22 protein-coding genes are annotated in these 25,801 nt (G+C 34.5%); 15 read left to right on the top strand and 7 right to left on the bottom strand.

Going from position 1 to position 25,801, the window contains the following annotated elements:
• The first annotated feature begins 160 nt into the window (after positions 1 to 160).
• From K7G76_RS06320 to K7G76_RS06300, 5 genes are all read left to right on the top strand, one after another.
• Positions 161 to 2,572, top strand: a complete 2,412-nt coding sequence (locus K7G76_RS06320; RefSeq protein ID WP_223033320.1) for an alpha-ketoacid dehydrogenase subunit alpha/beta — start codon at positions 161 to 163, stop codon at positions 2,570 to 2,572.
• Positions 2,573 to 2,652: 80 nt separating this feature from the next.
• Positions 2,653 to 4,254, top strand: coding sequence for an AprA-related methyltransferase (locus K7G76_RS06315; RefSeq protein WP_223033319.1), 1,602 nt, complete (start codon positions 2,653 to 2,655; stop codon positions 4,252 to 4,254).
• 1 nt (position 4,255) lies between these two features.
• A complete protein-coding gene (locus K7G76_RS06310) occupies positions 4,256 to 4,519 on the top strand; it encodes a DUF202 domain-containing protein (protein ID WP_223033318.1) in 264 nt (87 codons plus the stop codon).
• Positions 4,520 to 4,999, top strand: coding sequence for a hypothetical protein (locus K7G76_RS06305; RefSeq protein ID WP_223033317.1), 480 nt, complete (start codon positions 4,520 to 4,522; stop codon positions 4,997 to 4,999).
• A 10-nt stretch (positions 5,000 to 5,009) separates the two neighbouring features.
• On the top strand, positions 5,010 to 5,339 hold the full coding sequence (locus tag K7G76_RS06300) for a hypothetical protein (RefSeq protein WP_223033316.1): 330 nt from the start codon (positions 5,010 to 5,012) through the stop codon (positions 5,337 to 5,339).
• A 2-nt stretch (positions 5,340 to 5,341) separates the two neighbouring features.
• Here K7G76_RS06300 and holA read toward each other — a convergent pair whose 3' ends face one another.
• The gene (gene holA, locus K7G76_RS06295) at positions 5,342 to 6,346 is read right to left on the bottom strand and encodes a DNA polymerase III subunit delta (RefSeq protein ID WP_223033315.1); all 1,005 of its coding nucleotides are present in this window, start codon (positions 6,344 to 6,346) and stop codon (positions 5,342 to 5,344) included.
• A gap of 96 nt (positions 6,347 to 6,442) precedes the next feature.
• On the opposite strand from holA, the gene K7G76_RS06290 reads away from it, so the two are divergent.
• From K7G76_RS06290 to K7G76_RS06275, 4 genes are all read left to right on the top strand, one after another.
• Complete coding sequence (locus tag K7G76_RS06290; RefSeq protein WP_369412184.1) at positions 6,443 to 6,889, top strand: type I restriction enzyme HsdR N-terminal domain-containing protein; 447 nt, start codon at positions 6,443 to 6,445, stop codon at positions 6,887 to 6,889.
• Positions 6,886 to 7,866 (top strand): glycosyltransferase family 2 protein, encoded by a 981-nt coding sequence (locus K7G76_RS06285; RefSeq protein WP_223033314.1) that lies wholly within the window; start codon positions 6,886 to 6,888, stop codon positions 7,864 to 7,866. Before K7G76_RS06290 ends, K7G76_RS06285 begins: the two co-directional genes overlap by 4 nt.
• Before the next feature lie 104 nt (positions 7,867 to 7,970).
• A complete protein-coding gene (locus tag K7G76_RS06280) occupies positions 7,971 to 8,831 on the top strand; it encodes an OmpA/MotB family protein (RefSeq protein ID WP_223033313.1) in 861 nt (286 codons plus the stop codon).
• A gap of 263 nt (positions 8,832 to 9,094) precedes the next feature.
• Positions 9,095 to 9,250 carry a hypothetical protein gene (locus K7G76_RS06275; protein WP_223033312.1) on the top strand — a complete coding sequence of 52 codons (156 nt, stop codon included), beginning with the start codon at positions 9,095 to 9,097 and terminating at the stop codon, positions 9,248 to 9,250.
• A gap of 5 nt (positions 9,251 to 9,255) precedes the next feature.
• On the opposite strand, the gene K7G76_RS06270 is transcribed toward K7G76_RS06275, so the two are convergent.
• Positions 9,256 to 9,876: an L-threonylcarbamoyladenylate synthase gene (locus K7G76_RS06270; protein ID WP_223033311.1), complete on the bottom strand. Its 621-nt coding sequence runs from the start codon at positions 9,874 to 9,876 to the stop codon at positions 9,256 to 9,258.
• A gap of 148 nt (positions 9,877 to 10,024) precedes the next feature.
• Between K7G76_RS06270 and K7G76_RS06265 the strand changes: the two genes are divergently transcribed.
• Together K7G76_RS06265 and K7G76_RS06260 are read left to right on the top strand one after the other, a co-directional pair.
• Positions 10,025 to 10,990 carry a pepsin/retropepsin-like aspartic protease family protein gene (locus tag K7G76_RS06265; protein WP_223033310.1) on the top strand — a complete coding sequence of 322 codons (966 nt, stop codon included), beginning with the start codon at positions 10,025 to 10,027 and terminating at the stop codon, positions 10,988 to 10,990.
• Positions 10,991 to 11,067: 77 nt separating this feature from the next.
• Positions 11,068 to 11,955 carry a hypothetical protein gene (locus K7G76_RS06260; protein ID WP_223033309.1) on the top strand — a complete coding sequence of 296 codons (888 nt, stop codon included), beginning with the start codon at positions 11,068 to 11,070 and terminating at the stop codon, positions 11,953 to 11,955.
• A gap of 4 nt (positions 11,956 to 11,959) precedes the next feature.
• Here the strand turns inward: K7G76_RS06260 and K7G76_RS06255 are convergent, their stop codons facing one another.
• Entirely contained in the window at positions 11,960 to 14,290 is a 2,331-nt protein-coding gene (locus tag K7G76_RS06255) for an ATP-dependent helicase (RefSeq protein WP_223033308.1), read from the bottom strand.
• Positions 14,291 to 14,448: 158 nt separating this feature from the next.
• On the opposite strand from K7G76_RS06255, the gene K7G76_RS06250 reads away from it, so the two are divergent.
• On the top strand, positions 14,449 to 16,017 hold the full coding sequence (locus K7G76_RS06250) for an FMN-binding glutamate synthase family protein (protein ID WP_223033307.1): 1,569 nt from the start codon (positions 14,449 to 14,451) through the stop codon (positions 16,015 to 16,017).
• Between the two features lie 11 nt (positions 16,018 to 16,028).
• Positions 16,029 to 16,550 carry a DUF7935 family protein gene (locus tag K7G76_RS06245; RefSeq protein ID WP_223033306.1) on the top strand — a complete coding sequence of 174 codons (522 nt, stop codon included), beginning with the start codon at positions 16,029 to 16,031 and terminating at the stop codon, positions 16,548 to 16,550.
• Here the strand turns inward: K7G76_RS06245 and K7G76_RS06240 are convergent.
• A complete protein-coding gene (locus K7G76_RS06240) occupies positions 16,534 to 17,433 on the bottom strand; it encodes a patatin-like phospholipase family protein (RefSeq protein WP_223033305.1) in 900 nt (299 codons plus the stop codon). The two genes, K7G76_RS06245 and K7G76_RS06240, sit on opposite strands and share 17 nt — an antisense overlap.
• A 1-nt stretch (position 17,434) precedes the next feature.
• Positions 17,435 to 19,408: a M1 family metallopeptidase gene (locus K7G76_RS06235; RefSeq protein ID WP_255572930.1), complete on the bottom strand. Its 1,974-nt coding sequence runs from the start codon at positions 19,406 to 19,408 to the stop codon at positions 17,435 to 17,437.
• Positions 19,409 to 19,538: 130 nt separating this feature from the next.
• Here K7G76_RS06235 and recG point away from each other — a divergent pair, with 130 nt between their 5' ends.
• The gene (recG, locus tag K7G76_RS06230; RefSeq protein WP_223033303.1) at positions 19,539 to 21,641 is read left to right on the top strand and encodes an ATP-dependent DNA helicase RecG; all 2,103 of its coding nucleotides are present in this window, start codon (positions 19,539 to 19,541) and stop codon (positions 21,639 to 21,641) included.
• A 163-nt stretch (positions 21,642 to 21,804) separates the two neighbouring features.
• Here the strand turns inward: recG and K7G76_RS06225 are convergent, their stop codons facing one another.
• The gene (locus K7G76_RS06225) at positions 21,805 to 22,896 is read right to left on the bottom strand and encodes a DUF2911 domain-containing protein (protein ID WP_223033302.1); all 1,092 of its coding nucleotides are present in this window, start codon (positions 22,894 to 22,896) and stop codon (positions 21,805 to 21,807) included.
• A 372-nt stretch (positions 22,897 to 23,268) separates the two neighbouring features.
• Between K7G76_RS06225 and K7G76_RS06220 the strand changes: the two genes are divergently transcribed.
• The gene (locus K7G76_RS06220) at positions 23,269 to 24,342 is read left to right on the top strand and encodes a hypothetical protein (protein WP_223033301.1); all 1,074 of its coding nucleotides are present in this window, start codon (positions 23,269 to 23,271) and stop codon (positions 24,340 to 24,342) included.
• 150 nt (positions 24,343 to 24,492) lie between these two features.
• Here the strand turns inward: K7G76_RS06220 and K7G76_RS06215 are convergent, their stop codons facing one another.
• Entirely contained in the window at positions 24,493 to 25,704 is a 1,212-nt protein-coding gene (locus K7G76_RS06215) for a TlpA disulfide reductase family protein (protein WP_223033300.1), read from the bottom strand.
• Positions 25,705 to 25,801: the final 97 nt, after the last annotated feature.

Raw genomic sequence — 25,801 nt, 5'->3', positions numbered from 1 at the left:
TCCAATACATTATTCCTAATGAAAATGCCAGAATTTTATTTTTATTGAAAATATCGCAATAAAAACAATGTTTTTCGAAAATATTATCAATTTTATAACATAAATTGACATTGCAAATCTTGCCAATATTAGCTACCTTTGCAAAAATACCTTACACCTTATGCAAACAAATCCTGAAACAAAAAAAGACTTGTCTTTTGAAGACTTTAAAACAGAAGTTTTAAACGATTACAAAATTGCTGTCACATCACGTGAGTGTAGTCTTCTAGGAAGACGAGAAGTTCTTACAGGTAAAGCCAAGTTTGGTATTTTTGGTGACGGTAAGGAAGTCCCTCAATTGGCTCTAGCCAAAGCTTTTGAAAACGGAGATTTCCGTTCGGGTTATTATCGTGATCAAACCTTTATGATGGCTATAGGCGAATTAAATATCGAGCAGTTTTTTGCAGGATTGTATGCCAATACCGATTTAAAGGAAGAACCTATGTCTGCCGGAAGACAAATGGGTGGTCATTTTGCAACTCATAGTTTGGATGAACACGGTAACTGGAAAAATTTAACAAAACAAAAAAATTCTAGTGCTGATATTTCACCCACTGCTGGTCAAATGCCAAGATTACTAGGGTTAGCTCAAGCTTCAAAAATATACAGAAATGTTAAGGGTATTGATACTACAAATTTTTCTGTAAACGGAAATGAAGTAGCTTGGGGAACTATTGGAAATGCTAGTACTAGCGAAGGTTTGTTTTTTGAAACCATAAATGCGGCTGGTGTTTTACAAGTACCTATGGTTATGAGCGTGTGGGATGACGAGTATGGTATTTCCGTCCATGCCAGGCACCAAACTACAAAAGAAAATATTTCTGAAATATTAAAAGGTTTTCAACGCGACGAAAACAACAATGGTTTTGAAATACTTCGCGTGAAAGGTTGGGATTATGCTTCACTTATAGAAACCTATCAAAAAGCTTCTCAAATTGCTCGCGAAGAACATGTTCCTGTTTTAATACATGTTCAAGAATTAACGCAACCACAAGGACACTCTACTTCTGGTTCGCATGAACGCTATAAAGATGAAAATCGTTTAGCTTGGGAAGCAGAATACGACTGTAATACCCAATTACGCGATTGGATGATTGCCAATAGCATTGCTACAGATGAAGAGTTAAAAGACATAGAAAAAGACATTAAAAAACAAGTTCGCGATGGTAAAAAAGCGGCTTGGACTGCCTTTACAAAGCCCTTAAAAGATGAACAAAACGAATTGGTTGCTCTATTAAAAGAGGTAGCCAATTCAAGCTCAAACAAGGTGTTCATAGAAAAGCTTAATAATGATTTAGCTGAATTAAAAGAACCTATTAGAAAAGAGATACTATCTACTGCTCGAAAGGCTTTAAGGTATGTAGTTAGCGAATCATCTGATGCTAAAACTAATTTGGTTAATTGGATTAACAATTACATTTCTGCCATTCAACCTAAATACAGTTCACATTTATATTCAGAGTCTGAAAATTCAGCTTTAAATGTTTCAGAAGTAAAACCAACCTACAATGACAATGCTGAAGAAGTAGATGCCAGATTGGTAATACGTGATAATTTTGATGCCATTTTCAGCAAATACCCTGAAACATTAGTCTTTGGTGAAGATGCCGGTCATATTGGTGACGTAAACCAAGGTTTGGAAGGTATGCAGGAAAAATATGGTGAATTACGTGTGTCGGATGTTGGTATACGTGAGGCCACTATTCTTGGTCAAGGTATAGGAATGGCCATGAGAGGCCTTAGGCCAATTGCAGAAATTCAGTATTTAGATTATATTCTCTATGCGCTCCAAATAATGAGTGATGATTTGGCAACCTTGCAATACAGGACCAAAGGACGCCAAAAAGCCCCATTAATTATAAGAACTCGTGGACACAGATTGGAAGGTATATGGCATTCTGGCTCGCAAATGGGAGGCATTATTAATTTAGTCCGTGGAATTCACGTGCTAGTTCCTAGAAACATGACCAAAGCAGCTGGGTTTTACAACACACTATTAGAAAGTGATGAACCTGGCTTGATTGTCGAGTGCTTGAATGGCTATCGTTTAAAAGAAAAAATGCCAACCAACCTTGGCGAATTTAAAACACCACTTGGTGTAGTTGAAACCATTCGTGAAGGTCAGGACATTACATTAGTATCTTACGGTTCTACACTACGCGTTATAGAACAAGCAGCTAAAGAATTACAGGAAGTTGGCATTGATGCCGAAATTATAGACATTCAATCTTTACTACCTTTTGACTTGAACCATGATACTGTAAAAAGTGTAGCCAAAACCAACCGTTTGATGGTTATTGATGAAGACGTACCTGGTGGTGCCTCGGCATTTATATTAAATGAAATTTTAAACACTCAAAATGCCTATGAGTATTTGGATAGCAAACCTCAAACTCTCACAGCTCAACAACATCGTCCTGCATATGGAACCGATGGGGATTACTTTTCAAAACCATCAGTTGAAGATGTTTTTGAAACCGTTTACAATGTCATGCACGAAGCTAGCCCAGGGGACTTTCCAAAGTTAAGATAACTTAAAGTTTCATAGATACTTAAAACCTTTCATCTTTATGTTGAAAGGTTTTTTTATATTTATATTCTAACGTTTAGTTCATGCTAACCAAAACAGATAAAGAGCAACTTCGAGGTATAATTTTTAGGCATTTGGACGGTATTGCAACCGCTACTACAGTATTCACTTTGCATAAGAAAGATGTTCTAAAGCACTTATTAGAAAATAAAAAATCATCTCTGGATGAACTCACATCAAAGTTTCAAGCAAACGAAGGTTACCTCAACGTTGCATTAAGGATATTATGCTCACAGGGTTGGCTGGAACAGCACTTAAACAATGAAACCAGTACGGTTTCTTATGAAACAACCAACCAAAGTCAAATTGCATTTAAACTAGCATCATTATATGAAGATGGCGTAATGTTGCTTAACTATGCTGTAAAATTCCCCGAAGAACGTATTGGTCCAGATGCCTTTATAGTACTGGAACGTATATTTAAAAAATATCAAAATCAGTTTGATTTAGAACATGTTGAAGAAAATTCGGTTGAGTATCAAATACTAAAACATATTGAGGGCTGCATTGTAGGACCTATAATTGTTTTGTTAGGTGTAAATGGTTTATTTCATAAATATTTCATGGAAGCTTCTTTTACAGCCGAAGAATACCATAAAGATCCTGAGAGTTTTAAAAGAATACTAGACTTCTTTGCATACTTGGGGTGGTTTACAAAAAAGAAAAACACCTACCAATTTACCGATAAAGGTTTGTTTTTTGCCAAAAGAGCTTCAGCTTATGGTGTTACTGTTTCGTATTTACCAACTTTTTTAAAATTGGATGAACTTATTTTTGGCAATCCATTAATACTAAAGACCACTGATCCCTCGGAGACAGAAAAACATGTTGATCGTGAAATGAACGTTTGGGGAAGCGGTGGTGCTCATGCCACATACTTCAAAGTGATTGACGAGGTTATCAAAAAACTCTTCAACAAACCTATAGATGAGCAACCCAAAGGTATATTGGATATGGGTTGTGGTAACGGTGCGTTTATTCAACATATTTTTGATGTTATTGAACATCAAACCATTCGTGGCAAAATGCTAGAAGAACATCCATTGTTATTGGTTGGGGCCGATTTTAACCAAGCTGCATTAAAAGTCACTCGAGCCAATTTAATCAAAGCCGATATTTGGGCAAAGGTTATTTGGGGTGATATTGGTAGGCCAGATCTACTCTCGAAGGATTTAAAAGAAGATTATAACATTGAATTACGCGACCTCCTAAATGTACGCACATTTTTAGACCACAACCGTGTTTGGGAAGCTCCAAAAACACCATCTAACAGAATTAGCACATCATCGGGCGCTTTTGCTTCCAATGGTAAACGCCTTTCCAACAATGCTGTTGAAGATTCACTGTTGGAGCATTTAAATAAATGGAAACCATATGTTGAGCAATTTGGTTTGTTAATTATTGAACTGCACACCTTAAACCCTAAAATTACAGCCCAAAATATAGGAAAAACAGCGGCAACAGCTTATGATGCTACACATGGTTATAGCGATCAATATATTTTAGAAACCAATGTGTTTAACAAAATTGCCAAAGAAGCTGGTTTAACTCCAGATGAAAACTATTATACTACTTTTCCAAAAAACGAATTAGCAACAGTAAGCATTAATCTTTTGAAAGGGTAATATGGATGAAGAAAACAAATTAATTACCAGAGATTGGTTAGCTATAGAAAGAACCAAACTAGCCAACGAACGTACTTTTTTAGCGTATTTCAGAACCTTTATCGTGATTTTGGGAACTGGAGTTACCTTACTAAAAATTGAGTTTTTTAGTGACTTAAAATTTTTTGGTGTTATATTGATTTGTATTTCTCCTATTTTACTTTTCATTGGTATTTACAGACTCTTTCGAGTAAAAAGAACCATTAGAAAACACTACAAATACTAAATGAAAGCAGAATCTGTAACCACCATAAAAAAAGAATTGCAACATCGTTCGCACGATGAGTTGATGCAATTGTGCTTGCGATTGTCTCGATTTAAAAAAGAAAACAAAGAACTCCTTACCTATCTGCTATTTGAATCACACAATGAAGAAGATTACATAAACAATATCAAAACTGAAATTGATGAGCAATTTAAAAACATTAATAGAGCAAGCTATTTTTATATCAAAAAAAGTGTCCGAAAGATTTTAAGAACAATTAAAAAGTATGCGAGATATTCACTTAAAAAAGAAACCGAAGTGGAGCTACTACTCCATTTTTGCGAAAGATTAAAATCATTTTCTCCTTCAATAAAACAAAATGTAACATTAAGCAATATTTACAACAGGCAAATTATTACAATCCAAAAAACTGTTGCAACGCTTCATGAAGATTTACAATATGACTATAATCAACATTTAGAAGAACTTAAAACCTTATAAAATTACTATAATGTCCAACTGGAACGATAAATTACAACTATTTGACTCGATTGTAGAAACTTGTCCAGAGTTTGAACGCAAGGGCAAGTCTATGATTTATTGTTCGGCAAACGGCTACATGTTTGCTTTATTGAATAAAGCTGGTGAAATTGGAGTTAGGCTTTCAAAACCATCACAAGAAGCCTTTAAAGCGAAACACAATACAACCGAATACAAATCTTATGGTGCTGTAATGAAAGATTATGTGTTAATTCCAGATAGTTTATTAACCAATACTGTTTTAATGACTGAATTATTTACAGAAAGCTATAACTACGTCATGACATTAAAACCAAAATAAAACTAGTTTAATATTCTGACAATTAATTCTTTCAAAAGATCACGTTGCGGTAATGCATTTGCACCAACACCTTTACTTTTTACATCAAAATCTCGAAGAGTTGCAACTATTTGACTAACGCGTTTCATGGGATAGTTTCTAGCTGCTGTAAGATATTCATTTACAAAATATGGATTAATGCGCAATGCCGAAGCCACACTTCGTGGCGATTTATCATTCAAACCATGCAGTCTTAACAGTTGAGAATAGAAATTAAATAGCAGCGAAACGGTTACAATAATATTATTGTCTTTGGGATTGTCAGAAAAGTAATTAATAATCTTATGAGCTTTAACCGCATTTCGTTCTCCTAACGCTTTTCGTAACTCAAAATTATTGTAATCCTTACTGATTCCAATATTCTTTTCTATATGTTCAGGTGTGATTTGTGTGCCTTCAGGTAAAATTATTTTAAGCTTATTAAGTTCATTGGTTATTTTACTTAAATCTGTTCCTAAAAACTCAACTAAAATTAAAGCAGCTTTAGGGGTAATGGTATAATTCTGACCAGCTAACACACGTCTAATCCAATCTGGAACCTGATTATCATATAATTTCTTACTTTCAAAAACAACACCTGTTTTCTTTAATTCTTTGTATAAACCCTTACGCTTGTCGATCGTTTTATACTTATAATTAAAGACCAAAATTGTAGAGGTCTGCGGTTGTTTGGCATAAGTAACCAGTTTCTCAATGCTACGCGACAAATCTTGTGCTTCTTTAACAATAACAACTTGATATTCTGCCATCATTGGAAAACGCTTGGCGTGACCAACAATATCTTCTACGGTAACATCACGACCATATAAAACCATTTGATTAAACCCTCTTTCCTCTTCGCTTAAAACGGTATCCTCAATAAAATCTGAAATCTTATCAATGTAATAAGGTTCTTCACCCATTAAAAAATAAATAGGCTTTATTTTGCCAGATTTTATGTCGCTTACTATCTGTTTTACATCGTCCAAAATTGCTATGGCTTTAATTCAAATATGCTATTATAAAAAATAACCTTTGGTAATTGATTATTGTAGATTAACTTTGAAAAAATCCTGAATAGTTTCATGCAAAAACTCAATTTTCCAAAGTTTTCGTTTCGATTCAAAAATAGCGAAAATAAAGTATCTATATTCGATATCATTCGGAAAAAATTTGTGGTTTTACAACCAGAGGAATGGGTACGGCAAAATTGTGTACATTATTTAATTTCGCATAAAAATTTCCCAAAATCCTTAATTAATGTTGAGAAGGAATTGGTAATTAACAACTTAAAAAAACGATACGATGTTGTTGTGTATAATACCAATGGTACTATTCACTTATTGGTTGAATGTAAAAGTCCATCAATTACTATTGACCAAAGTACTTTTGACCAAATAGCACGTTATAATTTGCAGTTAAAAGCAGACTATTTAATGGTTACCAATGGATTAAATCATTATTATTGCCAAATGGATTTTAATCAATCGCGCTATAATTTTCTTAAAGACATTCCAACTTACACATTATGAAAATTGCTGTAGTTATATTAAATTGGAATGGAAAAACACTTCTAGAGAAGTTTATACCATCTGTGGTGTTACATTCTCATGAAGCTGATATCTATGTTGCTGATAACGCTTCAACAGATGATTCTGTTGAATATATTAAAAATCATTATCCTACTGTATCAATCATTCAAAACTCGGAAAACGGTGGCTACGCTAAAGGCTACAATGATGCCCTTAAACATGTTAAGGCAGATATCTTTTGTTTATTAAATAGTGATGTTGAAGTTACGAAAAATTGGTTACAACCCATATTTCAAGAATTTGAAAGCAATCCTGAAACCGCCATTATACAACCCAAAATATTAGATTACAAAAACAAATCTTTATTTGAGTACGCAGGAGCTGCTGGTGGGTTTATTGACCAATACGGATACCCATATTGCAGAGGGCGCATATTCAATACTATTGAAAAAGATTCTGGTCAATACAATGATAATGTTGAAATTTTCTGGGCTTCTGGCGCTTGTTTTTTTATAAGAACGAAGGTTTTTAATGACCTAAATGGATTTGATGAATCGTTTTTTGCCCATATGGAAGAAATAGATTTATGCTGGAGGGCTTTTAACAAAGGTTATATTACAAAATACATTGGAAACTCTACTATATATCATTTAGGTGGTGCCACACTAAAAAACACCAATCCAAAAAAAACCTTTTTAAATTTTAGAAACAGCCTTTTCACATTAGTAAAAAACGCAAAAGGAAACCTACCTATCCTAATCCTTGCTCGCCTGCTTCTAGACGGTATTGCTGGTATAAAATTTTTATTTGAATTAAAATTCGGTCACATTCTCGCCATTATAAAAGCCCATATGAGTTTCTACACCAATCTTTCAAGATTATTAAATTCCAGAAAGCAGCTATTACAAAAGGGCAATTACTTCAAAACACAGTCAATTGTGTGGCGTTATTACGTTAAAAATTCCAAGACTTTTTAATTGTTTATAAATAGTGTTAAAATTTTTGTTAACATTTCATTTATGCATTATTCTTTTGCATAATTTTGGTATGTTAATTAATAACATCTAAAAACATTTACAAAATGAAAAAAATAATCTTATTTGGTATATCTGCAATGTTTCTTCTAGGATCATGTGTATCTAAAAAAGAATACGCTGCATTAGAAGCAAAACAAAAAGAAACTCAAGATTTACTAAATTCTGCAACAGTAAAATTAAATTCTTGTTTGGCCGATAAAGCATCAGCTGACGCACGTGTTAAATCTTTAGAAGAGCGTGTTGCTGACTTAAAAAATTCTAATGAAAACTTGATACAAAGTAATAAAGATCTTACCATGCTAACCTCTAAAGGTGCTTCAAATGTCGAAAAAACATTGGAAAGCATGAAAGAAAAAGATTTAAAGATATCTCGTTTACAAGATGCTGTTAACAAAAAAGACAGCGTAATGTTAGCATTGGTAACTAGCTTGAAAAAAGAAGTTGGTATTAACGACCCAGATATTGAAGTAAATGTTGAAAAAGGCGTAGTATTCATTTCTATTGCTGACAAATTATTATTTAAGAGCGGTAGCTATGTTGTAAACGAACGTGCAAAAGAAGTTTTAGGCAAAGTTGCTAAAGTTGTAAAAAGCAAGCCTGATTTTGAATGTATGGTTGAAGCACATACAGATCCTGTGCCTTACAATAAACCGCCATTGTTGGATAACTGGGATTTAAGTGTTAAACGTGCTACATCTGTTGTTCGCGTACTTGAAGATTTAGGTGTTAACTCTAGCAAGCTTATCGCTGCTGGTCGCTCTCAATATGTGCCAATTGACACAAATGATACTGCTGAAGGTAGAGCTGCAAACAGACGTACAAGAATTGTTATTTTACCAAAAATTGACGAATTCTACGATATGATTGAAAAAGAAATGAAAAACCTTGAAGCTGGTTCTAACTAGTTTTAATCGGGTAATATCGCAAAAGCCTAGCAATTAGTTGTTAGGCTTTTTTTATTCTCTTTTACGCCTCGATTCCATTCACCCAACATATTTGACGTTTATCTATGGTAAAAACGTAAAAATTGTTAGTTTATCAATTATAATTTGCAATTCATAGAAAATCAATGGTTTATATATTTTTAAATGTTAATTTGAATATACCAAATTTACATTTTATCAATCTTGTAACTAAAAATAGTTCCCTACTTTAAAACATTAAGACTATGATACAAGTTTTACCTTACCATTTTGAAAGACGCTCAAAAAATCATTTTGATTGGATGCTAAACATCATTAAATCTGAAAGCTATTTTAAAGCAGATTCTATTATTTTAGACCAAACACATCAAAAAAATAGAAACTTCAATAAGTCGGCTTAAGCTTATTAAAATATTTCAAGGCTTCCTTTTCCTTCTCGAACGATGGTTGGAGTATCCTCTGATAGATCAATAATAGTAGATGCTACGTTATCTCCATAACCACCATCAATTACCAAATCTACAAGGTTATCCCATTTTTCGAGAATAAGTTCAGGGTCTGTTGTATATTCAATAACATCATCTTCATCACGAATGGAAGACGATATTATAGGATTACCCAACGCTTTAACTATCTCTAAAGCAATCTGATTGTTTGGCACACGAATACCAACAGTTTTTTTCTTCTTAAAAACCGATGGCAACGTTTTTGCTCCTGGAAGGATAAAGGTATATGGTCCTGGCAAGGCGCGTTTTAGAATCTTAAAAGTAGACGTATCTATCTGTTTTACATAATCGCTTAAATTACTTAAATCATGACAAACAAAAGAAAAATTAGATTTCTCTAGTTTCACACCTTTAATCCTCGCAATTTTTTCCAATGCTTTAGTATTGGTAATGTCGCAACCCAAACCATATACGGTATCGGTAGGATAGATTATTAGTCCTCCTCTTTTTAAAACATCAACAACGCGTTTAATTTCCTTTGGGTTTGGGTTTTCTTCGTAAATTCTAATAAATTCCGCCATTTATGGTTTAGATTAAATGATGTTTTACAAATTAAATATTTTTCATTGAATTGTTGAACGTAATCAAAACAATTGAAAAATTAAACTTAAATTTATAACCTATCTTTTAAATCCTGTAACATTTTTATATTTTTTCAGTCATAATAATATGCCAAGAACACTATTATTTTTAATAATTGCATGCTATTCAAGTCTCTTGAATGCCACTGACGTTATTGAAAAGGGCACTATTATTTTTCCAAAATCTGAAAAGGTCAACGAATACACAACACGAATTCCATTTAAATTGGTAGACCACCTTATTGTAGTTGAAGCTCAAGTTCATAACCAAAAAGGAAATTTCATTATAGATACAGGTTCTGAAGCTATGATCCTTAACAAAGTACATTTCAAAAATCTTTATAAGCATCAAGAAAAAAGCAATCAATCATTTGGTGTAATGCAAGCAATTGACAACCCTTATGAAAAGCATATTAAAGATTTTATGCTGGAAAATTTTAAATTAGAAGCCTTAAAATCCGATGTTATAAACCTCTCCCATATTGAAAAAAGCAAGAAAATAAAGCTTTTAGGCATTATTGGTTATTCTATTTTAAAAGATTACGAAGTGTTTATTGACTTGCATCTAAATCAAATTACGCTATCCAAGGTTGACCGATTAGGAAACAAGCTTGATAAAAACGTCTATTTGGAAAAAATTTTTGATAGTCTAAATTTCGCTTTAAAGAATCATACGATAATTCTTTATGGAGACATCAACAATAAAAAAGTAAAGTTTGGGCTTGATACGGCAGCTGAATTCAATCAAATAAGCAAAAACCTAAACAAAGACATACTTAAATATTTTATTCCTAAAAAACGCTTAATCTTAATGGATGCTAGTAATAAGAAAACAGAAGTTATTGCAGGGAAACTGCATCGTTTAAGATTGAGTGAAACCATCTATTTTGGACCGATGGACACCGTTCTAACTAACTTAAAAAGGGTTAACGAAGCTTTTGGTACAGATTTAGATGGCATATTAGGGTACGAATTCTTTAAATACAAAAGAACCATTATAAACTATCAGAAAGAGAAACTTTATTTTATTAACTATCCGTTAAAAAGACATTGAAGTTAGTAATTAAACATATCGTTTATATTTTTTTATTTCTAACTTGTACTAAGGGCATTTCTCAAGAGAAAAATGTTTTGGGCTACAAAATAGATGGTGATGACATTGTTTTTGTTTTCGATATCCGTGATTACGAAAAGGCTACGTCTGATTCATCTGGTAGTATAAAAGATTTTGATGATTTAAACATAGAGAATGTTATTGTGTCTGGGCAGTTTAACAACTGGACACGTGATAAATGGCGAATGAACAAAATTGATGACAACACCTTTGAATTAAGAAAAAAGATAACAGATTTTTCAAATGAATCTTCTTGGGAATTTAAATTTCTAATTAATGGTAAATATTGGGCCGAACCAACAGATAATATCGCCAATATTGTTCCCGCTAAAACACCAAATGGCAAGCCTTTAAACGTTTACAATTTAAAGTTCTATACAGCTTATCAAAATGAAGATGGCAACGCTTGTTTTAAACTCTATGGTTATAACAACGCAAACGAGGTAATCCTAGCTGGTTCCTTCAACAAATGGGACGAGAATTTATTTACAATGAACAAAGTGGAAAATGGCTGGGAAATAATATTACAAATCAAACCCGGATCGTATGAATACCGATATATAGTTGATGGTAAATGGATTGAAGACCCTTACAATCCCAATAAAGTCGGAAACGAATTTGGCGAATACAACTCGGTAATCAATATTAGTAAAGAGGTAACTTTTGAATTACGAGGTTTTATAGATGCCGAAAAAGTCATTTTGTCCGGAAGTTTTAACAATTGGTCTGAAAATGAACCAAAAATGAAAAAAACAGAATGGGGTTGGACACTAACCTTAACTTTAGCTGGCGGAAAACATCATTACAAATTTATTGTGGATAATGAGTGGTTGATAGATCCCGATAATCCGGTAAAAGAATATGATGGTAAAGGCAATATTAATTCGGTTTGCATGGTTAAATAAACTTTCAACCTATAACCTCAAGTTTTGCAAAGCGTAACAATAATTTTTTTACACCGCCATTATCAAATTTAATTTCAGCTTTAACATCACTTCCTGTACCTTCAATTTTAAGCACCTCTCCTTTTCCAAACCGTAAATGTTCTACAATATTACCAGCCACCAACTTACTATCAAACAAGTTGGTGTTATTTGAAGTTTTAGAAACAGGTTTTAGGTTTTTAGGTGCTAAAACTGTTTTCTTTTCGACTTTATTAACCGCTCTACCTTTTTTAAATGTTGGTTGAACAGGTTTTTTAAATCTGATTTTGTTGGGTTCAACATCACCAAAAATATCAGCATCTAACATAGGGTTAAAGCGTCGCTCCTCAATAGGTGTAACAACCTCTAAATATTGGTCATCTATTTCTTCAATAAACCTGCTAGGTTCAGAATCTATTAATTTTCCCCAGCGATAGCGAGACAAAGCATAGGTTAAATAAGCTTGTTTTTCCGCTCGTGTCAATGCTACGTAAAATAAGCGTCGCTCCTCCTCCAACTCACTACGTGTATTCATACTCATAGCACTTGGAAATAAATCTTCCTCCAGACCTACTATGTATACATACGGAAACTCCAATCCCTTTGCCAAATGAATAGTCATTAAAGCCACATGATTGCTATCACCCTTATCAGCATCTAAATCGGTGGCAAGTGCTACATCTTCTAAAAATTCTGCCAATGATGCCGTAGCATCAGCAATTTCTTTTTGCCCTTCAACAAAGTCCTTAATACCATTAAGCAACTCTTCAATGTTTTCCATTCTGGCAACCCCCTCGGGTGTGCCATCTTTATTAAACTCACGAATTAAGCCACTGGCTTTGACAACATGTTCCGCCAATTCAAATGCATTGGCCATTTCATTCATAACCTGAAAACTTCTGATTAAAGTCACAAAATTCTTCAGTTTAGTTTTTGTCCCAGAATTTATACCAACATCTATCTTGTCAATATTCTCAAGAACTTCAAAAATGGTTCGCTCGTAACCATTTGCCGCTACAATCAACTTATCTAAAGTGGTTTGTCCAATTCCACGGGCAGGATAATTTATAACCCGCTTTAAAGCTTCTTCGTCTGCCGGATTGATAACCAATCGTAAATATGATAGCACATCCTTGATCTCTTTAAGTTGGTAAAACGACAAGCCTCCGTATATTCTATATGGAATATCGCGCTTTCTTAAGGCATCCTCAATAGCACGAGATTGTGCGTTTGTACGGTACAGAACAGCAAAATCGCTGTTATGAAGCTGATTTTGCATTTTATTCTCAAAAATAGAGCTCGCTACATATCGGCCTTCATCACCATCAGTCAATGAACGGTTGACAATTATTTTAGGCCCTTCGTCATTGGCCGTCCAAACCACCTTGTCCAATTTGGTTTGGTTTTTATCTATAATGGAATTGGCAGCATTCACGATATTCTTCGTTGAGCGATAATTCTGTTCTAAACGGAATACCTTTACATCATCATAATCCCTTTGGAAGTTCAGAATATTATTAATATTAGCACCTCTGAAGGCATAAATACTTTGGGCATCATCACCGACTACACATATGTTTTGAAATCTATCGGAAAGCGCCCTAACAATCAAATATTGTGAATGGTTTGTATCCTGATACTCATCCACCAAAATATAACGAAACTTATCTTGGTACTTCGCTAACACATCTGGAAATCTAGTTAACAACTCATTAGTTTTCAATAACAAATCATCAAAATCCATAGCTCCAGCTTTAAAACAACGGTCTACATAATTCTTGTATATTTCACCCAAACGCGGACGCCTGGCCATAGTATCGGCTTCAATTAATTCAGGATTTTGAAAATAAGCCTTAACCGTAATCAAACTGTTTTTATATGAGGATATACGAGAGCGAATTTGCTTGTATTTATACACATCTTTGTCTAGATTCATTTCTTTGATAATAGATGCTATCAATCGATCAGAATCTTGTGTGTCATAAATGGTAAAGTTACTTGGGTAACCTAATTTATCAGCCTCAAAACGTAAAATTTTAGCAAATACTGAATGAAATGTTCCCATCCAAAGGTTTTTCGCCTCTCCATCACCAACTATTTCAGCAATACGACCTTTCATTTCTCTGGCTGCCTTATTAGTAAATGTCAATGCTAAAATATTAAACGCATCCAACCCTTGACTCATAAGATAGGCTATACGATATGTTAAAACACGTGTCTTTCCAGAACCTGCTCCAGCAATTACAATCATAGGGCCATCTTTTTGCAAAGTTGGTGCCAATTGCGCATCATTTAACTGACTTAAATATTTTTCCAAGGGACTCTTTTTTCAAAGTGTGAAAATAAGTATTGTTAACCTTTTAAACCGTCAGAATTATTAATAATTATAAACAATTTTAAAGGTAAATACCACACATGACTGTTACGCCTTTTTATATCCATATTTTTAAATATATTTACTTAAAAATAGATAGTATGGATGCTTTTTTTGAATTCTTGAGCACTATTTCATGGTGGATATGGATTATTATTGCTTTGGTAATCGTAGCAATTCGAGACATCTTTATCCAAAAACGCCATACCATTAGCCACAACTATCCCATTATTGGTCACATTAGATATTTGTTTGAAAGTATAGGCCCTGAAATCCGTCAATATTTTGTTGCAAACAATAGAGAAGAGCTTCCTTTCAATAGGATAGAAAGAGGTTGGATTTATGCCTCTGCAAAAAACGAAAACAATTATGAAGGCTTTGGTACAGATCGTGATATTTACGCACATCAGCATATTTTTATAAACAATGCCATGATGCCTTTTAAATTAGAGAAAAACCATCCTAATACAATTGACAAATCCTTTTTGCCTTGCGCCAAAGTTATGGGTTTGCACAACCAAAGAAAAAAGCCATATAGACCAGCCTCAATAATTAATGTTTCAGCTATGAGTTTCGGTTCTTTGTCGGCCAAAGCGGTTGAATCGTTAAATAAAGGTGTTAAAATATCGGGTGCTTACCACAATACAGGCGAAGGTGGATTATCACCCTATCACTCCAATGGCGGCGATGTTATCTTTCACTTTGGAACTGGCTATTTTGGAGTAAGGGACGAACACGGAAATTTCTCTATGGATAAACTTGTTGATTTGGTAAACAAAAATTCTTTTGTTCGCGCAATCGAAATCAAACTTTCCCAAGGTGCAAAACCTGGTAAAGGAGGCGTGCTCCCAGCAGCAAAAATAACTAAAGAAATAGCTGATATTAGACACGTTCCTATTGGTAAAGATGTTTTGTCGCCTCCTAATCATTCTGCCTTTTCTAATGTTCAGGAAATGGTTGATTTCATTGAATCCATTGCAGAAAACACTGGACTTCCAGTTGGTATAAAAGCTGCTATTGGTAAATTAGATCAATGGCATGAGCTAGCCAATATTATGGAACAAACAGGCAAAGGCCCTGATTTTATAACCGTAGATGGTGGTGAAGGCGGCACAGGAGCTGCTCCTCCTAGTTTCGCCGACCATGTATCATTACCTTGGGTATATGGTTTTAGTGACTTATACAAGGTTTTCCAAAAGCGAAATCTTACCTCACGCATTGTATTTATTGGAAGTGGTAAATTAGGGTTTCCAGCTAAAGGAGCCATGGCTTTCTCAATGGGTGTTGACTGTATTAATGTTGCTCGTGAAGCCATGATGAGTATTGGTTGCATTCAAGCTCAAGTCTGTCACACCAATCGTTGTCCTAGTGGAGTAGCCACGCAAAGCAAGTGGTTGCAAAATGGTATAAACATACCTTTAAAATCTGAACGTTTAGCACAATACTTTAAAACGTTTAGAAAAGAACTAATAGAAATTACACACGCAGCAGGCTACGAACATCCTTGCCAATTTACAATGGAGGACATTGATGTTAATGTAGATGACCATAACTTATCTGAAGAATTGAACAGAACGTATATGTATGAAAAAACGAAAGTCCCATTTACAAGTATTCAGGATTTAAAAGATTGTTTATATTTGGGAGGTTCTAAAAACACCAATACTTAAAAAAACCTACTATGGAAGTCGATAAAATTTTTGAAGTTTTTCTCTATGCTGTTCCAGCTTTAATAACCGGATTAATTGCTTATTTCTTTTTTAAGGAGCACACTAAAAATGAAGATGGTCGCAGGCGCTTTTTATTACATAAAGACATGCAAGTTAACTCCATGCCCTTGAGACTTCAAGCTTATGAGCGTATGGCATTGTTTTTAGAACGTATCACACCTTCAAAACTACTTATTCGTGTGGCTCCAATTTCTTCTAACAAAGAAGATTATGAATCTTTACTAATACAGAGCATTGAACAAGAGTTTGACCACAATTTATCACAGCAAATCTATTTAAGCGACGAGTGTTGGAACATTATTACGGCTGCCAAAAATGCAACCATTCAACTTATTAGAAAGGCCAGTTTATTAGAAAAAACTGATACCGCCAACAAGCTTCGTGAAGTGGTTCTTACCGAAATGATGGAAAAACGTGCGCCAAGTGATGCGGCATTATCTTATATAAAACAGGAAGTTAGCGAGATGTGGTAATATTACCGTGTTTTTCTTGCGCATAATCATAACCTTGTTGCCACCATTTAGTCATTAATCGTTTACTGAATATTAACGAGTTTTCGGTTAATGTTGTAGGGGTATAATACATATTCAACTTAACACCTCTATTTTTTGCAGCCAATTGCCCAATAATGATATCATTACGCTCTACTTGATCTAATAAGTGTCCGAATAAATTTAACATTAAGGAGAATGGATTTTTACCCAATACCTTATTGCGGTCCATGTTTTCAGCTTCTAAAACAATCGCATCTACTTCGGTAGCACCTCGCTTTATAGCCTCACGAATAGGAACCACACACCCCAGACCTCCATCGGCATATTCATAACCATTGACCTTGGCTATGGACATAAATGGAATATAATTACAGGAAATCCAAATCCAATTGCAAAACTCTTCATAAGTACAATCCTTAATGGACTTGTACTCCACTCTATTTTTCGACAGGTTAGAAACCGTTACCACCAAATCATGTTTGGTTGTTTTTACAATCTCATATTCTTCCCTAGTAAAATTCTTTCTAACATTACGTCGTAAAGCCTTACTCTCTCCAAAAGTTCGTTTTAATCGAATAAACTGCCACAACGAATTCACAAAATCAATGGACACATATTCACGATCTCCTTTTTTACGTTGCACAAAAGGACTTACACTAAAAATATCATGCTGCTGCACGTTAGTGAAAATATCATAAAGCTTTGGAATATTATCAACCGCCAAATGCGGTACCAACAAACTACCTGTAGAGGTACCTAAAAACATATCGTACTTTTTACCCTCTACCTCCATTAAATATTGAGCAACACCACCTGCATAAGCCCCTTTACTTCCTCCACCTGAAATCACTAATGCTCGCATATTAATTGTTTTTCAATTTTTCTAGTATATCAGCATAACGCTCATCGTTAGACAAAGCGTCCACTAAATCCCTGGCAAAGGACCTAAACTGCCAATTGAAATGTTTTGTAGCATCTACCAAATTCACCAAAGCTGCTTCAGGAAATAGATTTAAAGCTTGTAAATATGAGAAAGCGCCCATACGTACCTCAAACCCATAATCTGTCGCTGTATAACCAATCAATTCATCAAAATAGGCTTGTTTATTGTTTTGCTCATAGTCCAGAGTCGACAAGGCCAAAACCAACCACAATAAACGCACATTTTTATCACGAAATCCAATAACACTTTTGGTTTTATCGAGGTACTTTACACGTTCATCTGGATAGTTTGACCACAAATTGTACAAAGCAGCCTCAATAGTGATATAAGAATCATCTTTTAAAAGTGATTCATATTCTATTTTTAAGGAATCTGGTATCTCACTCACATGCATTGCTATGGCCTGCCTCACTTTTATACCTTCATTAAAAACATCTAACGTAATACGCTCTGGTACTTGCGAAATTATTTTTTCCTTTGCTTGCACAGACAGTGGTGCTTCTAAATAATAATCACATTTAGCATTGTTTGCCTCACAATCAGCCATTAGATATTCCTGAATAAATTTAGATTGCTCCAAACTAGCCATAACCTCATTATAAGAAAAGATAGGGCTTTCAAGCCATTGTTCAAAGAATTCATCAATCTCAATATCTGTTACATTCTTAACTTCTCGAATAAAATCTTCCGACGTCACGTTTTGAAATTGATGAGCCATCAAATACTTTCTTACGGCCTGATTAAAGGCTGAATTACCTATTTTTTCTCGAAGCATATGCAATAGCCAAGCCCCTTTTTTATAAAACGTAATACTACTCGATTTTGGATTCAATAAAGCTGTTCCTGCTCCACGATTGTCCTGATCTAAAAGCTCTTGAGCATATTCGTATAATCGCCAATAATAATACTTATCTCCAAATATATCGCGCTCCGCAAGTAAAGCATAATAGGTTGCAAAACCCTCTTGCAACCAATGATGTGTTCCAGACGTTTCGGTAACCAAATCACCGAACCATTGGTGCGCTAATTCATGTGCATTAACATTAACATAATTCTTATCGTTAAACCCAATAGAATCTACCACAAATCCATCCGAAAAGATAGTAGCCGTCGTATTTTCCATACCAGCATACAAAAAATCATGAACTGGAACCTGCTTATAATTCTGCCAAGGATAAGGTACGCCAATTTCTTGCTCTAAAAAGTCGAACATGTGCTTCGTGTAACGGTATGTTGGCTCTGCTTTTAAAGAATCTTCAGGGTAATAATACATCTCCAAAGGAATTCCACTCGCAGACGTTTCGACTTTTTTATCATACTTTCCTATTGCCAGTGCAACAAGATAACTAGACATAGGCTTTCCCATCATAAACACATGGTCGGTTTTGCCATCTTCAGTTTGCGTTTCAAAAACTTTTTTTCCATTGGAAATAACTTCGTATTGATCATTAAACTGAATAGTTAAAGCAAAGCTCACCTTCTCGTTCATGTCATCAAAACTGGGCAACCAATTACTTGTATACTTCCCTTGACCTTGCGTCCAAATTTGATTAGGTGCCTTATTGCTCCAGCCCAAAAAATACAAGGCTTTATTAGGAATCGCTATGTAATTTATAATAGCCTCGTACTGCTTACCAGCTTTAAAACCATGTTTAAGCCAAATCTTACTGCTGTCGTTTCTATAAGCTATTTTATGAGTTTCAGAGTTTTCAAAATCCAACAATTCCAATGGATCTGTGATCTTCATTTTTTGCGCATCAACAAATACAGAATCCGCATCTTTTAACATAATAAATTTATGACGTACTATACCGGAAACCGATTTCTCTATGGTGTCAAACTTCACAAAAGCCTTACAAAAGGTAAAATCCACATAATCGGTTTGTTGTGCCAAAGTAATTTTGACACAAATGAAGAACAGTAGGCTTAAAAACAATCTCATAGGCAATCTGAACACAAAGATTAGTCCAAAATACAAAAAAATGCATTTCTCGAATTGATTGAAAACACTTAATTTCGCTAATATGAGTACCAACCTTCAAACACCTATTGATTACCTGAAAGGCGTTGGCCCCAATCGTGCTGAACTATTACGAAAAGAGCTCGGTATTCATACCTATCAAGATTTAATAAATTTGTTTCCCAATCGGTATTTAGACCGTACACGGTATTACAAAATCAATGAACTGCAACGCAATAGTGCTGATGTCCAAATTATTGGACAGATTATTAAGTTTGAAGAAGTTGCCCAAAAACACGGCAAACGACTTGTAGCCACATTTCAAGACAATACAAGTACAATGGAATTGGTTTGGTTTCGCGGCCATAAATGGATTCGGGAAAACCTAAAACTAAAAACGGATTATGTGATTTTTGGAAAAACCAATTGGTTCAATGGCAAGTTTTCCATGCCGCATCCCGACATGGAACTACTTAAGGATCATGAAAAAAACATACAATCGGCCATGCAACCCATTTATCCTTCAACGGAAAAATTAACAAACAAGGGTGTCAGCAATCGGGTGATCATAAAAATAATGCAGCAATTATTTACCGAAACCAAAGGCAGGTTTGTAGAAACATTGTCACCCGAACTACTCAATAATCAAAAACTAATCTCCAAAAGCCAAGCACTTTTTAACGTGCATTTTCCACAAAACCAAGAGTTGTTAGCTCGAGCTCAATATCGACTTAAGTTTGAAGAATTATTTTATATTCAACTGCAATTAATTTTAAAAAATCTCATCCATAAATCTAAAATCAAAGGATTTCCGTTTGAGCAAGTAGGCGATTATTTTAATGCCTTTTTTAAAGACCATTTGCCCTTTGAATTAACCAACGCCCAGAAACGTGTATTGAAAGAAATTCGAGCTGATTTAGGCAGCAACGCACAAATGAATCGTCTTTTACAAGGCGATGTAGGATCTGGAAAGACCATAGTAGCCTTCATGTCAATACTCATGGCGCTTGACAACGGTTTTCAAGCCTGTTTAATGGCTCCGACTGAAATTTTGTCAGTTCAGCATTACAACGGGCTATTTGAATGGTGTAAAAAATTGAATATCAGTATAAAATTGCTTACTGGTTCAAGTAACACTTTAAACAGAAAAAATATTCACGAAAATCTCGAAAATGGCGACTTACAGATACTTATTGGCACTCATGCGCTTTTAGAAGATAAGGTGAAATTTAAAAATTTAGGACTAGCCATAATAGATGAGCAACACCGATTTGGAGTTGCGCAAAGAAGTAAATTGTGGCACAAAAATACGTCTCCTCCACATATTTTGGTGATGACGGCTACGCCTATTCCACGAACACTAGCCATGTCCGTTTATGGTGATTTAGACATCTCAATTATTGACGAATTACCACCAGGCAGGCAAGCCATAAAAACAGTTCACAGATATGATAACAACCGTCTAAAAGTATTTCGTTTTATACGCGATGAAATTGCAAAAGGCAGGCAAGTATATATTGTATATCCATTAATTCAAGAAAGTGAAAAAATGGATTATAAAGATTTAATGGATGGTTATGCTAGCATTGAACGTGATTTTCCGAAGCCAGAATATCAAATTTCTATTGTTCATGGCAAAATGAAAGCTACCGACAAAGATTATGAAATGCAGCGCTTTGCCAAGGGCGAAACGCAAATTATGGTCGCTACTACCGTTATTGAGGTTGGTGTTAATGTGCCCAATGCATCGGTTATGGTTATTGAAAGTGCCGAACGCTTTGGCCTTTCACAATTACACCAATTACGTGGTCGCGTGGGTCGTGGTGCTGAACAAAGTTACTGTATACTCATGACGAGTCATAAATTAAGTAACGACAGTAAAGTCCGTTTAGATACTATGGTTCGCACCAACGATGGATTTGAAATTGCCGAAGTGGATTTAAAACTACGTGGTCCAGGCGATATTATGGGCACCCAACAAAGCGGTGTATTAAATTTAAAAATAGCAGACTTAATAAAGGACAACGACATTCTAAAAACAGCCCGATATTGGGCTAAACAGGTTCTTAACAACGACCCTAGCCTCACTTCTCCTAATAATGCTGCTATTTTAAATACCTACAAACAAATGAGCAAGTATCGTAATATTTGGAATTATATCAGTTAAAAAAGAAAAAGACTGCTTAAAACTACTAGATACAAATACGTTTAATTGCTATTGATTAATAACACTAAAAATTCACAGATTTCGCAATAAACGCTTAAAACTACCCTATCATATATTTAAACAGTCTTTTGAACAAAACAGTTTGTCCCTAAAAACAAAACTATTACAGTGCGCCTAATTCCTTTAAATGTTTTTCAGAATTAGCTTTAACATTGGCTGGTGGATTCATGGATAGCGATTTCTTAAAATACTTAATGGCATTTTTAGTATCACCCATGTTTTTATAACATTCACCCAAGCTATCATAACCATTTGGATCTTCTGGGTGATTGGCAATATTTTGTTTAAAGTATTTTTCAGCCCTATCATAATCTTTTGCTGCAATCATTTGGTAACCCAAGGCATTTAACTGCTGCTTGTTTGCCATACCTGCTGCCTCATCCATAAGCGAAGCATATTCGTCTGTACGACCCATTTTGTTTAAAATCTGGGCTTTTATGGCTACATTATTAAAGTTTTTCTGACTGTAAAAATTACCAGCAATAGCACCATCAATCCATGTTAAGGCTTCGTTTAAATCACCACCATTATTAAGGGCATAGGCAGCAGCCTGTTCCCAATTCTGACGATTAAACCCAAACTGCCCTGTAGATTTTGCTTTAAAATCGTCTAAAACAATTTGTGTGGTATTAACCGAAATATTTACCGGAAAAGCCTTTTCACCCCAAACCAACGACAATACAGCACTTGTTGGCGTAATATTACTAAACTCAAAAGTCAATAATTCATGGTGAGGTGCCTCTGTTGTTGTAATATCGGCACGCAAGGCATCATGGTTTTTATCATAGAAAAAACTACCCCAAGCTTGGGTATCGTGCGATAGTATTAAGGTAGCCTGATTATTAGGTTTAACTTCAAAAAACAAGCCATAGGTACCGGCTTTAATGGTTTTACCTTCTACCGAAGCATCGTTAGCAAAGGTAATAGTAGTATTCTCATTGGCACCAGCACGCCAAGGCGCAGCAGTTGCCGTACCAAAGCCCAAATTGTTCATGCCGTAAGGCACCAGATTACCCCAAAGATCACGACCATTAACACTTGGTCTGGAATAGGTAACGCTAATATCGGTAACACCAATGCGTTGCATAACTGTAGCTTTGGCACTAGCCTGCGGTGTTTGCAGCTGTGCCGTTGTGTTTAAGCTAAATAATAAGAAAAAGCACAGCAAGGCTGTAAAAAGGTTGTTCTGTTTCATAATAATTAAGTTTAAATTAGTGTCATGAAGTTAGATACAAACCCAATTGTAAGTTGTTAGCGTTGTGTTAATTAACATAAAACTTCTGTTAATTAACGCTTTGTTAAGAGTTGGCAACTGTTTATAATTACGTATAAGTACGTATTGAAATTTGCCTAAACCAACAGACAACTTTACTTCCAAAATAGATAGACTAACTAATTGAGCTGTTAAAAGCAATAAAATGAAAGTTAAATTTATAGTAAATAATCAACTATGACCAAAAAATATATCATTATACTCGGCTTTCTATTCGTAAACTCATATTCATTTTCTCAACAAAAAGATACAATTTATGGCAAAATAAAATCGATTAGAGAAAAACTTTCATTTTTGAAAGAAAATCATCAAAATAGAAAATTATTCAGTACAGAAGGCGATTACGGACATAACGGATTTATGAATGCGGAATACACTTTCAGCAGATTTCATAGTTGGTGGTACAATACTTATTGGGTTCACTACATTAATTATTATAAAGAGTTTGACCAAGACAATAGAGTGATAAAAGAAATATGGTTTAATAAAAAACAAGATACAATTCGCTATAATGAATATTCTTACAATAAATTAGGTAAAATTAAAACTCATAAATGCAAGTCTTACCAAGAATCTAATTCAAGTTATACTTACGATGAAAATAATAATCTCATACTCATAAAAACAATAAATGTTGACAGTAGTTATTCTACACAAAAATATAAATACAATAACGATAACTTGGTTTCGGAATATGAATACTACAATTCCGATTATCCAAAAGAGATTAGAAGAACAGAAAAATACTATGATTCAATTGGTAACCTAATTGAAATTAGAAACTTTGACGAATACGGAACTGATTACGGATCTCTTTACGAGTATGATGCAAAAGGTAGAAAAACCAAAATCATTAATCATTCACCTTTTATTTGGATAAAGACAAAAAAAGGTAGTAGACAGAAACGTACTGAAAATGGAAGCGATATGATAAGTCGTAAATTTGTGTATGACGAAAAAGATAGAATCATAGAAAAATATTCATACAATCCTGACTTTAATGACAACAACATACCTGCGCTATACAAAAAAGAAATTTCCATATACGAAAATAATTTATTGACGGAATTTTATTATTATGATGGTAAAGACTCTATTACAAGTTTTAAAAAATATGAATACGATGAAAATCAAAGAAAAGTAAAAGAAACATTTACATTTCCTAAATATCCAGATAACAACCAAAATTTAGTGTTCTCGTATGATTCTCACGAGTTTCCAATCGAACTTATCTACACCGATGAGCGCGGAAAACATAAGGTAGAATTTGAATACATATTTGACGATAAAAACAATTGGATAAAACAAATAAAATCAGTTAATGGCGAAAAACTATTTGTTTGGACAAGAGAAATTGAATATTATTAATAAAAACGCATTACAACAACATTTATAGCTCATTGCTCGGAAATTCCTAATCGAGTTTCTTCGCTTCTGAACAATTGGTTCGCTCCTATTTATTATCTTAATGGAAATCGCAACGAAATCATACACTAGACCGATAAGCGTAACTAACAATTACTCCTCCAATAGCTGTTTTACAAAACTTTCAAATTCGTTTTTAAATTCGGTGTATTTCTCACCTGTGGCTGGACCATTAAAACCCGTATGTATTTTGCGTACCTGCCCTGTTTTATCAATAAAAATAGTGGTTGGGTAGCTTAACACCCTATTCAGCATAGGCAATTTTTCTTGTGCAGCGGTTTTACTGGACGTTCCAGTTTGCGCCAAGAGCACAGGATAGGTAATATCAACACGGTCGGTTAAACGTTGTATGTTTTCAAAACCTTGCGCTTCGGTTTTTACATACTCAAAAGCCAAGGCTATTATTTCTAAATCGGTATTTTGATGTTGCTTATAAAACTCGGCAAAGTATTTACTTTCATCTAAACAGTTTGGGCACCAGGTTCCCATAATCTGTACCAAAACCACTTTATCCTTAAAACGCTGATCCTTTAAACTCACCAGATTACCATTGCTATCGGGAAAGCTAAAACTTACCTTATCATACCCTTCCTTTAAATAGGTTAAACTATCTGAATCTGGTAACTCAAAACTTTCATTACGTTTGGCCACAAAAGGTTCCTGCCAATGATTTCCAGAATAGAACTGGCCTTGCATGGTGCTATCGGTTACTGTTGCTGTAAACAAAAAGGCATGGGCACCATCAAACGTAGAGAGTTTTAGTTGGTTGCCATCTACAACGCCTTCCAAAAACCGATAGTCGCCCGTTGTGGTTCTAAACGTTCCCGATATGGTGTTTCCATCTTGCTTAAATATACCTTTGCCAATGTAGCTGTCAGCGTCGTCATTAGGACTAAAGACCGTTTCCCAATTTCCCGAAACATCAAATTCAGCTTGGGTATTCACCTTAAAACGTGCTGTACCTTTTTCAGCATAAAATGGCACCATACGATTTAAATTTTCTTTTATATAACTGCCAGACAACGCACCATCATCTTGTAATTTGGCTGCAATAAACCCTTCAAAAACCGGTGTTTTTATAAAAACGGAATCGTTTTTGTAACTCACCTCATCCACTTCAATGCGTTCTTCGGCATTGAAAATAACTAATTCTGTTGGCGACTTTACCTCAAACACAAAAGGCATATCTACAGAATCATTCACTTTTAAAACCGCCCGGTAAGTGGTGGTTTCAAGTTGCTTTGAGGCTTCTTCTTGACATGAAAACAAGAGCATTAAAACGAATAGGTACAGGAAATTTCTCATAGAATGTAAATATGCATAGTTAATCGGTGTTTCACAAAAATACTTACAACAAATTTAAGTTTACAATTTAAGGCGCTTTGTTTGAATGCTACAAGCA

The organism is Hanstruepera marina (assembly GCF_019880635.1).
Lineage (GTDB): Bacteria > Bacteroidota > Bacteroidia > Flavobacteriales > Flavobacteriaceae > Hanstruepera > Hanstruepera marina.
This window is presented reverse-complemented; position numbering and strand designations above follow the sequence as displayed.

Bases quoted from the DNA above. Each gene is read 5' to 3' on its own strand.
- recG (WP_223033303.1), top strand. From the start codon at position 19,539: ATGAGTACCAACCTTCAAACACCTATTGATTACCTGAAAGGCGTTGGC.
- K7G76_RS06240 (WP_223033305.1), bottom strand. From the start codon at position 17,433: ATGCGAGCATTAGTGATTTCAGGTGGAGGAAGTAAAGGGGCTTATGCA.
- K7G76_RS06285 (WP_223033314.1), top strand. From the start codon at position 6,886: ATGAAAATTGCTGTAGTTATATTAAATTGGAATGGAAAAACACTTCTA.
- K7G76_RS06225 (WP_223033302.1), bottom strand. From the start codon at position 22,896: ATGAAACAGAACAACCTTTTTACAGCCTTGCTGTGCTTTTTCTTATTA.
- K7G76_RS06275 (WP_223033312.1), top strand. From the start codon at position 9,095: ATGATACAAGTTTTACCTTACCATTTTGAAAGACGCTCAAAAAATCAT.
- K7G76_RS06270 (WP_223033311.1), bottom strand. From the start codon at position 9,876: ATGGCGGAATTTATTAGAATTTACGAAGAAAACCCAAACCCAAAGGAA.
- K7G76_RS06320 (WP_223033320.1), top strand. From the start codon at position 161: ATGCAAACAAATCCTGAAACAAAAAAAGACTTGTCTTTTGAAGACTTT.
- K7G76_RS06300 (WP_223033316.1), top strand. From the start codon at position 5,010: ATGTCCAACTGGAACGATAAATTACAACTATTTGACTCGATTGTAGAA.
- K7G76_RS06310 (WP_223033318.1), top strand. From the start codon at position 4,256: ATGGATGAAGAAAACAAATTAATTACCAGAGATTGGTTAGCTATAGAA.
- K7G76_RS06290 (WP_369412184.1), top strand. From the start codon at position 6,443: ATGCAAAAACTCAATTTTCCAAAGTTTTCGTTTCGATTCAAAAATAGC.
- K7G76_RS06280 (WP_223033313.1), top strand. From the start codon at position 7,971: ATGAAAAAAATAATCTTATTTGGTATATCTGCAATGTTTCTTCTAGGA.
- K7G76_RS06315 (WP_223033319.1), top strand. From the start codon at position 2,653: ATGCTAACCAAAACAGATAAAGAGCAACTTCGAGGTATAATTTTTAGG.
- K7G76_RS06245 (WP_223033306.1), top strand. From the start codon at position 16,029: ATGGAAGTCGATAAAATTTTTGAAGTTTTTCTCTATGCTGTTCCAGCT.
- K7G76_RS06215 (WP_223033300.1), bottom strand. From the start codon at position 25,704: ATGAGAAATTTCCTGTACCTATTCGTTTTAATGCTCTTGTTTTCATGT.
- K7G76_RS06305 (WP_223033317.1), top strand. From the start codon at position 4,520: ATGAAAGCAGAATCTGTAACCACCATAAAAAAAGAATTGCAACATCGT.
- K7G76_RS06250 (WP_223033307.1), top strand. From the start codon at position 14,449: ATGGATGCTTTTTTTGAATTCTTGAGCACTATTTCATGGTGGATATGG.
- K7G76_RS06265 (WP_223033310.1), top strand. From the start codon at position 10,025: ATGCCAAGAACACTATTATTTTTAATAATTGCATGCTATTCAAGTCTC.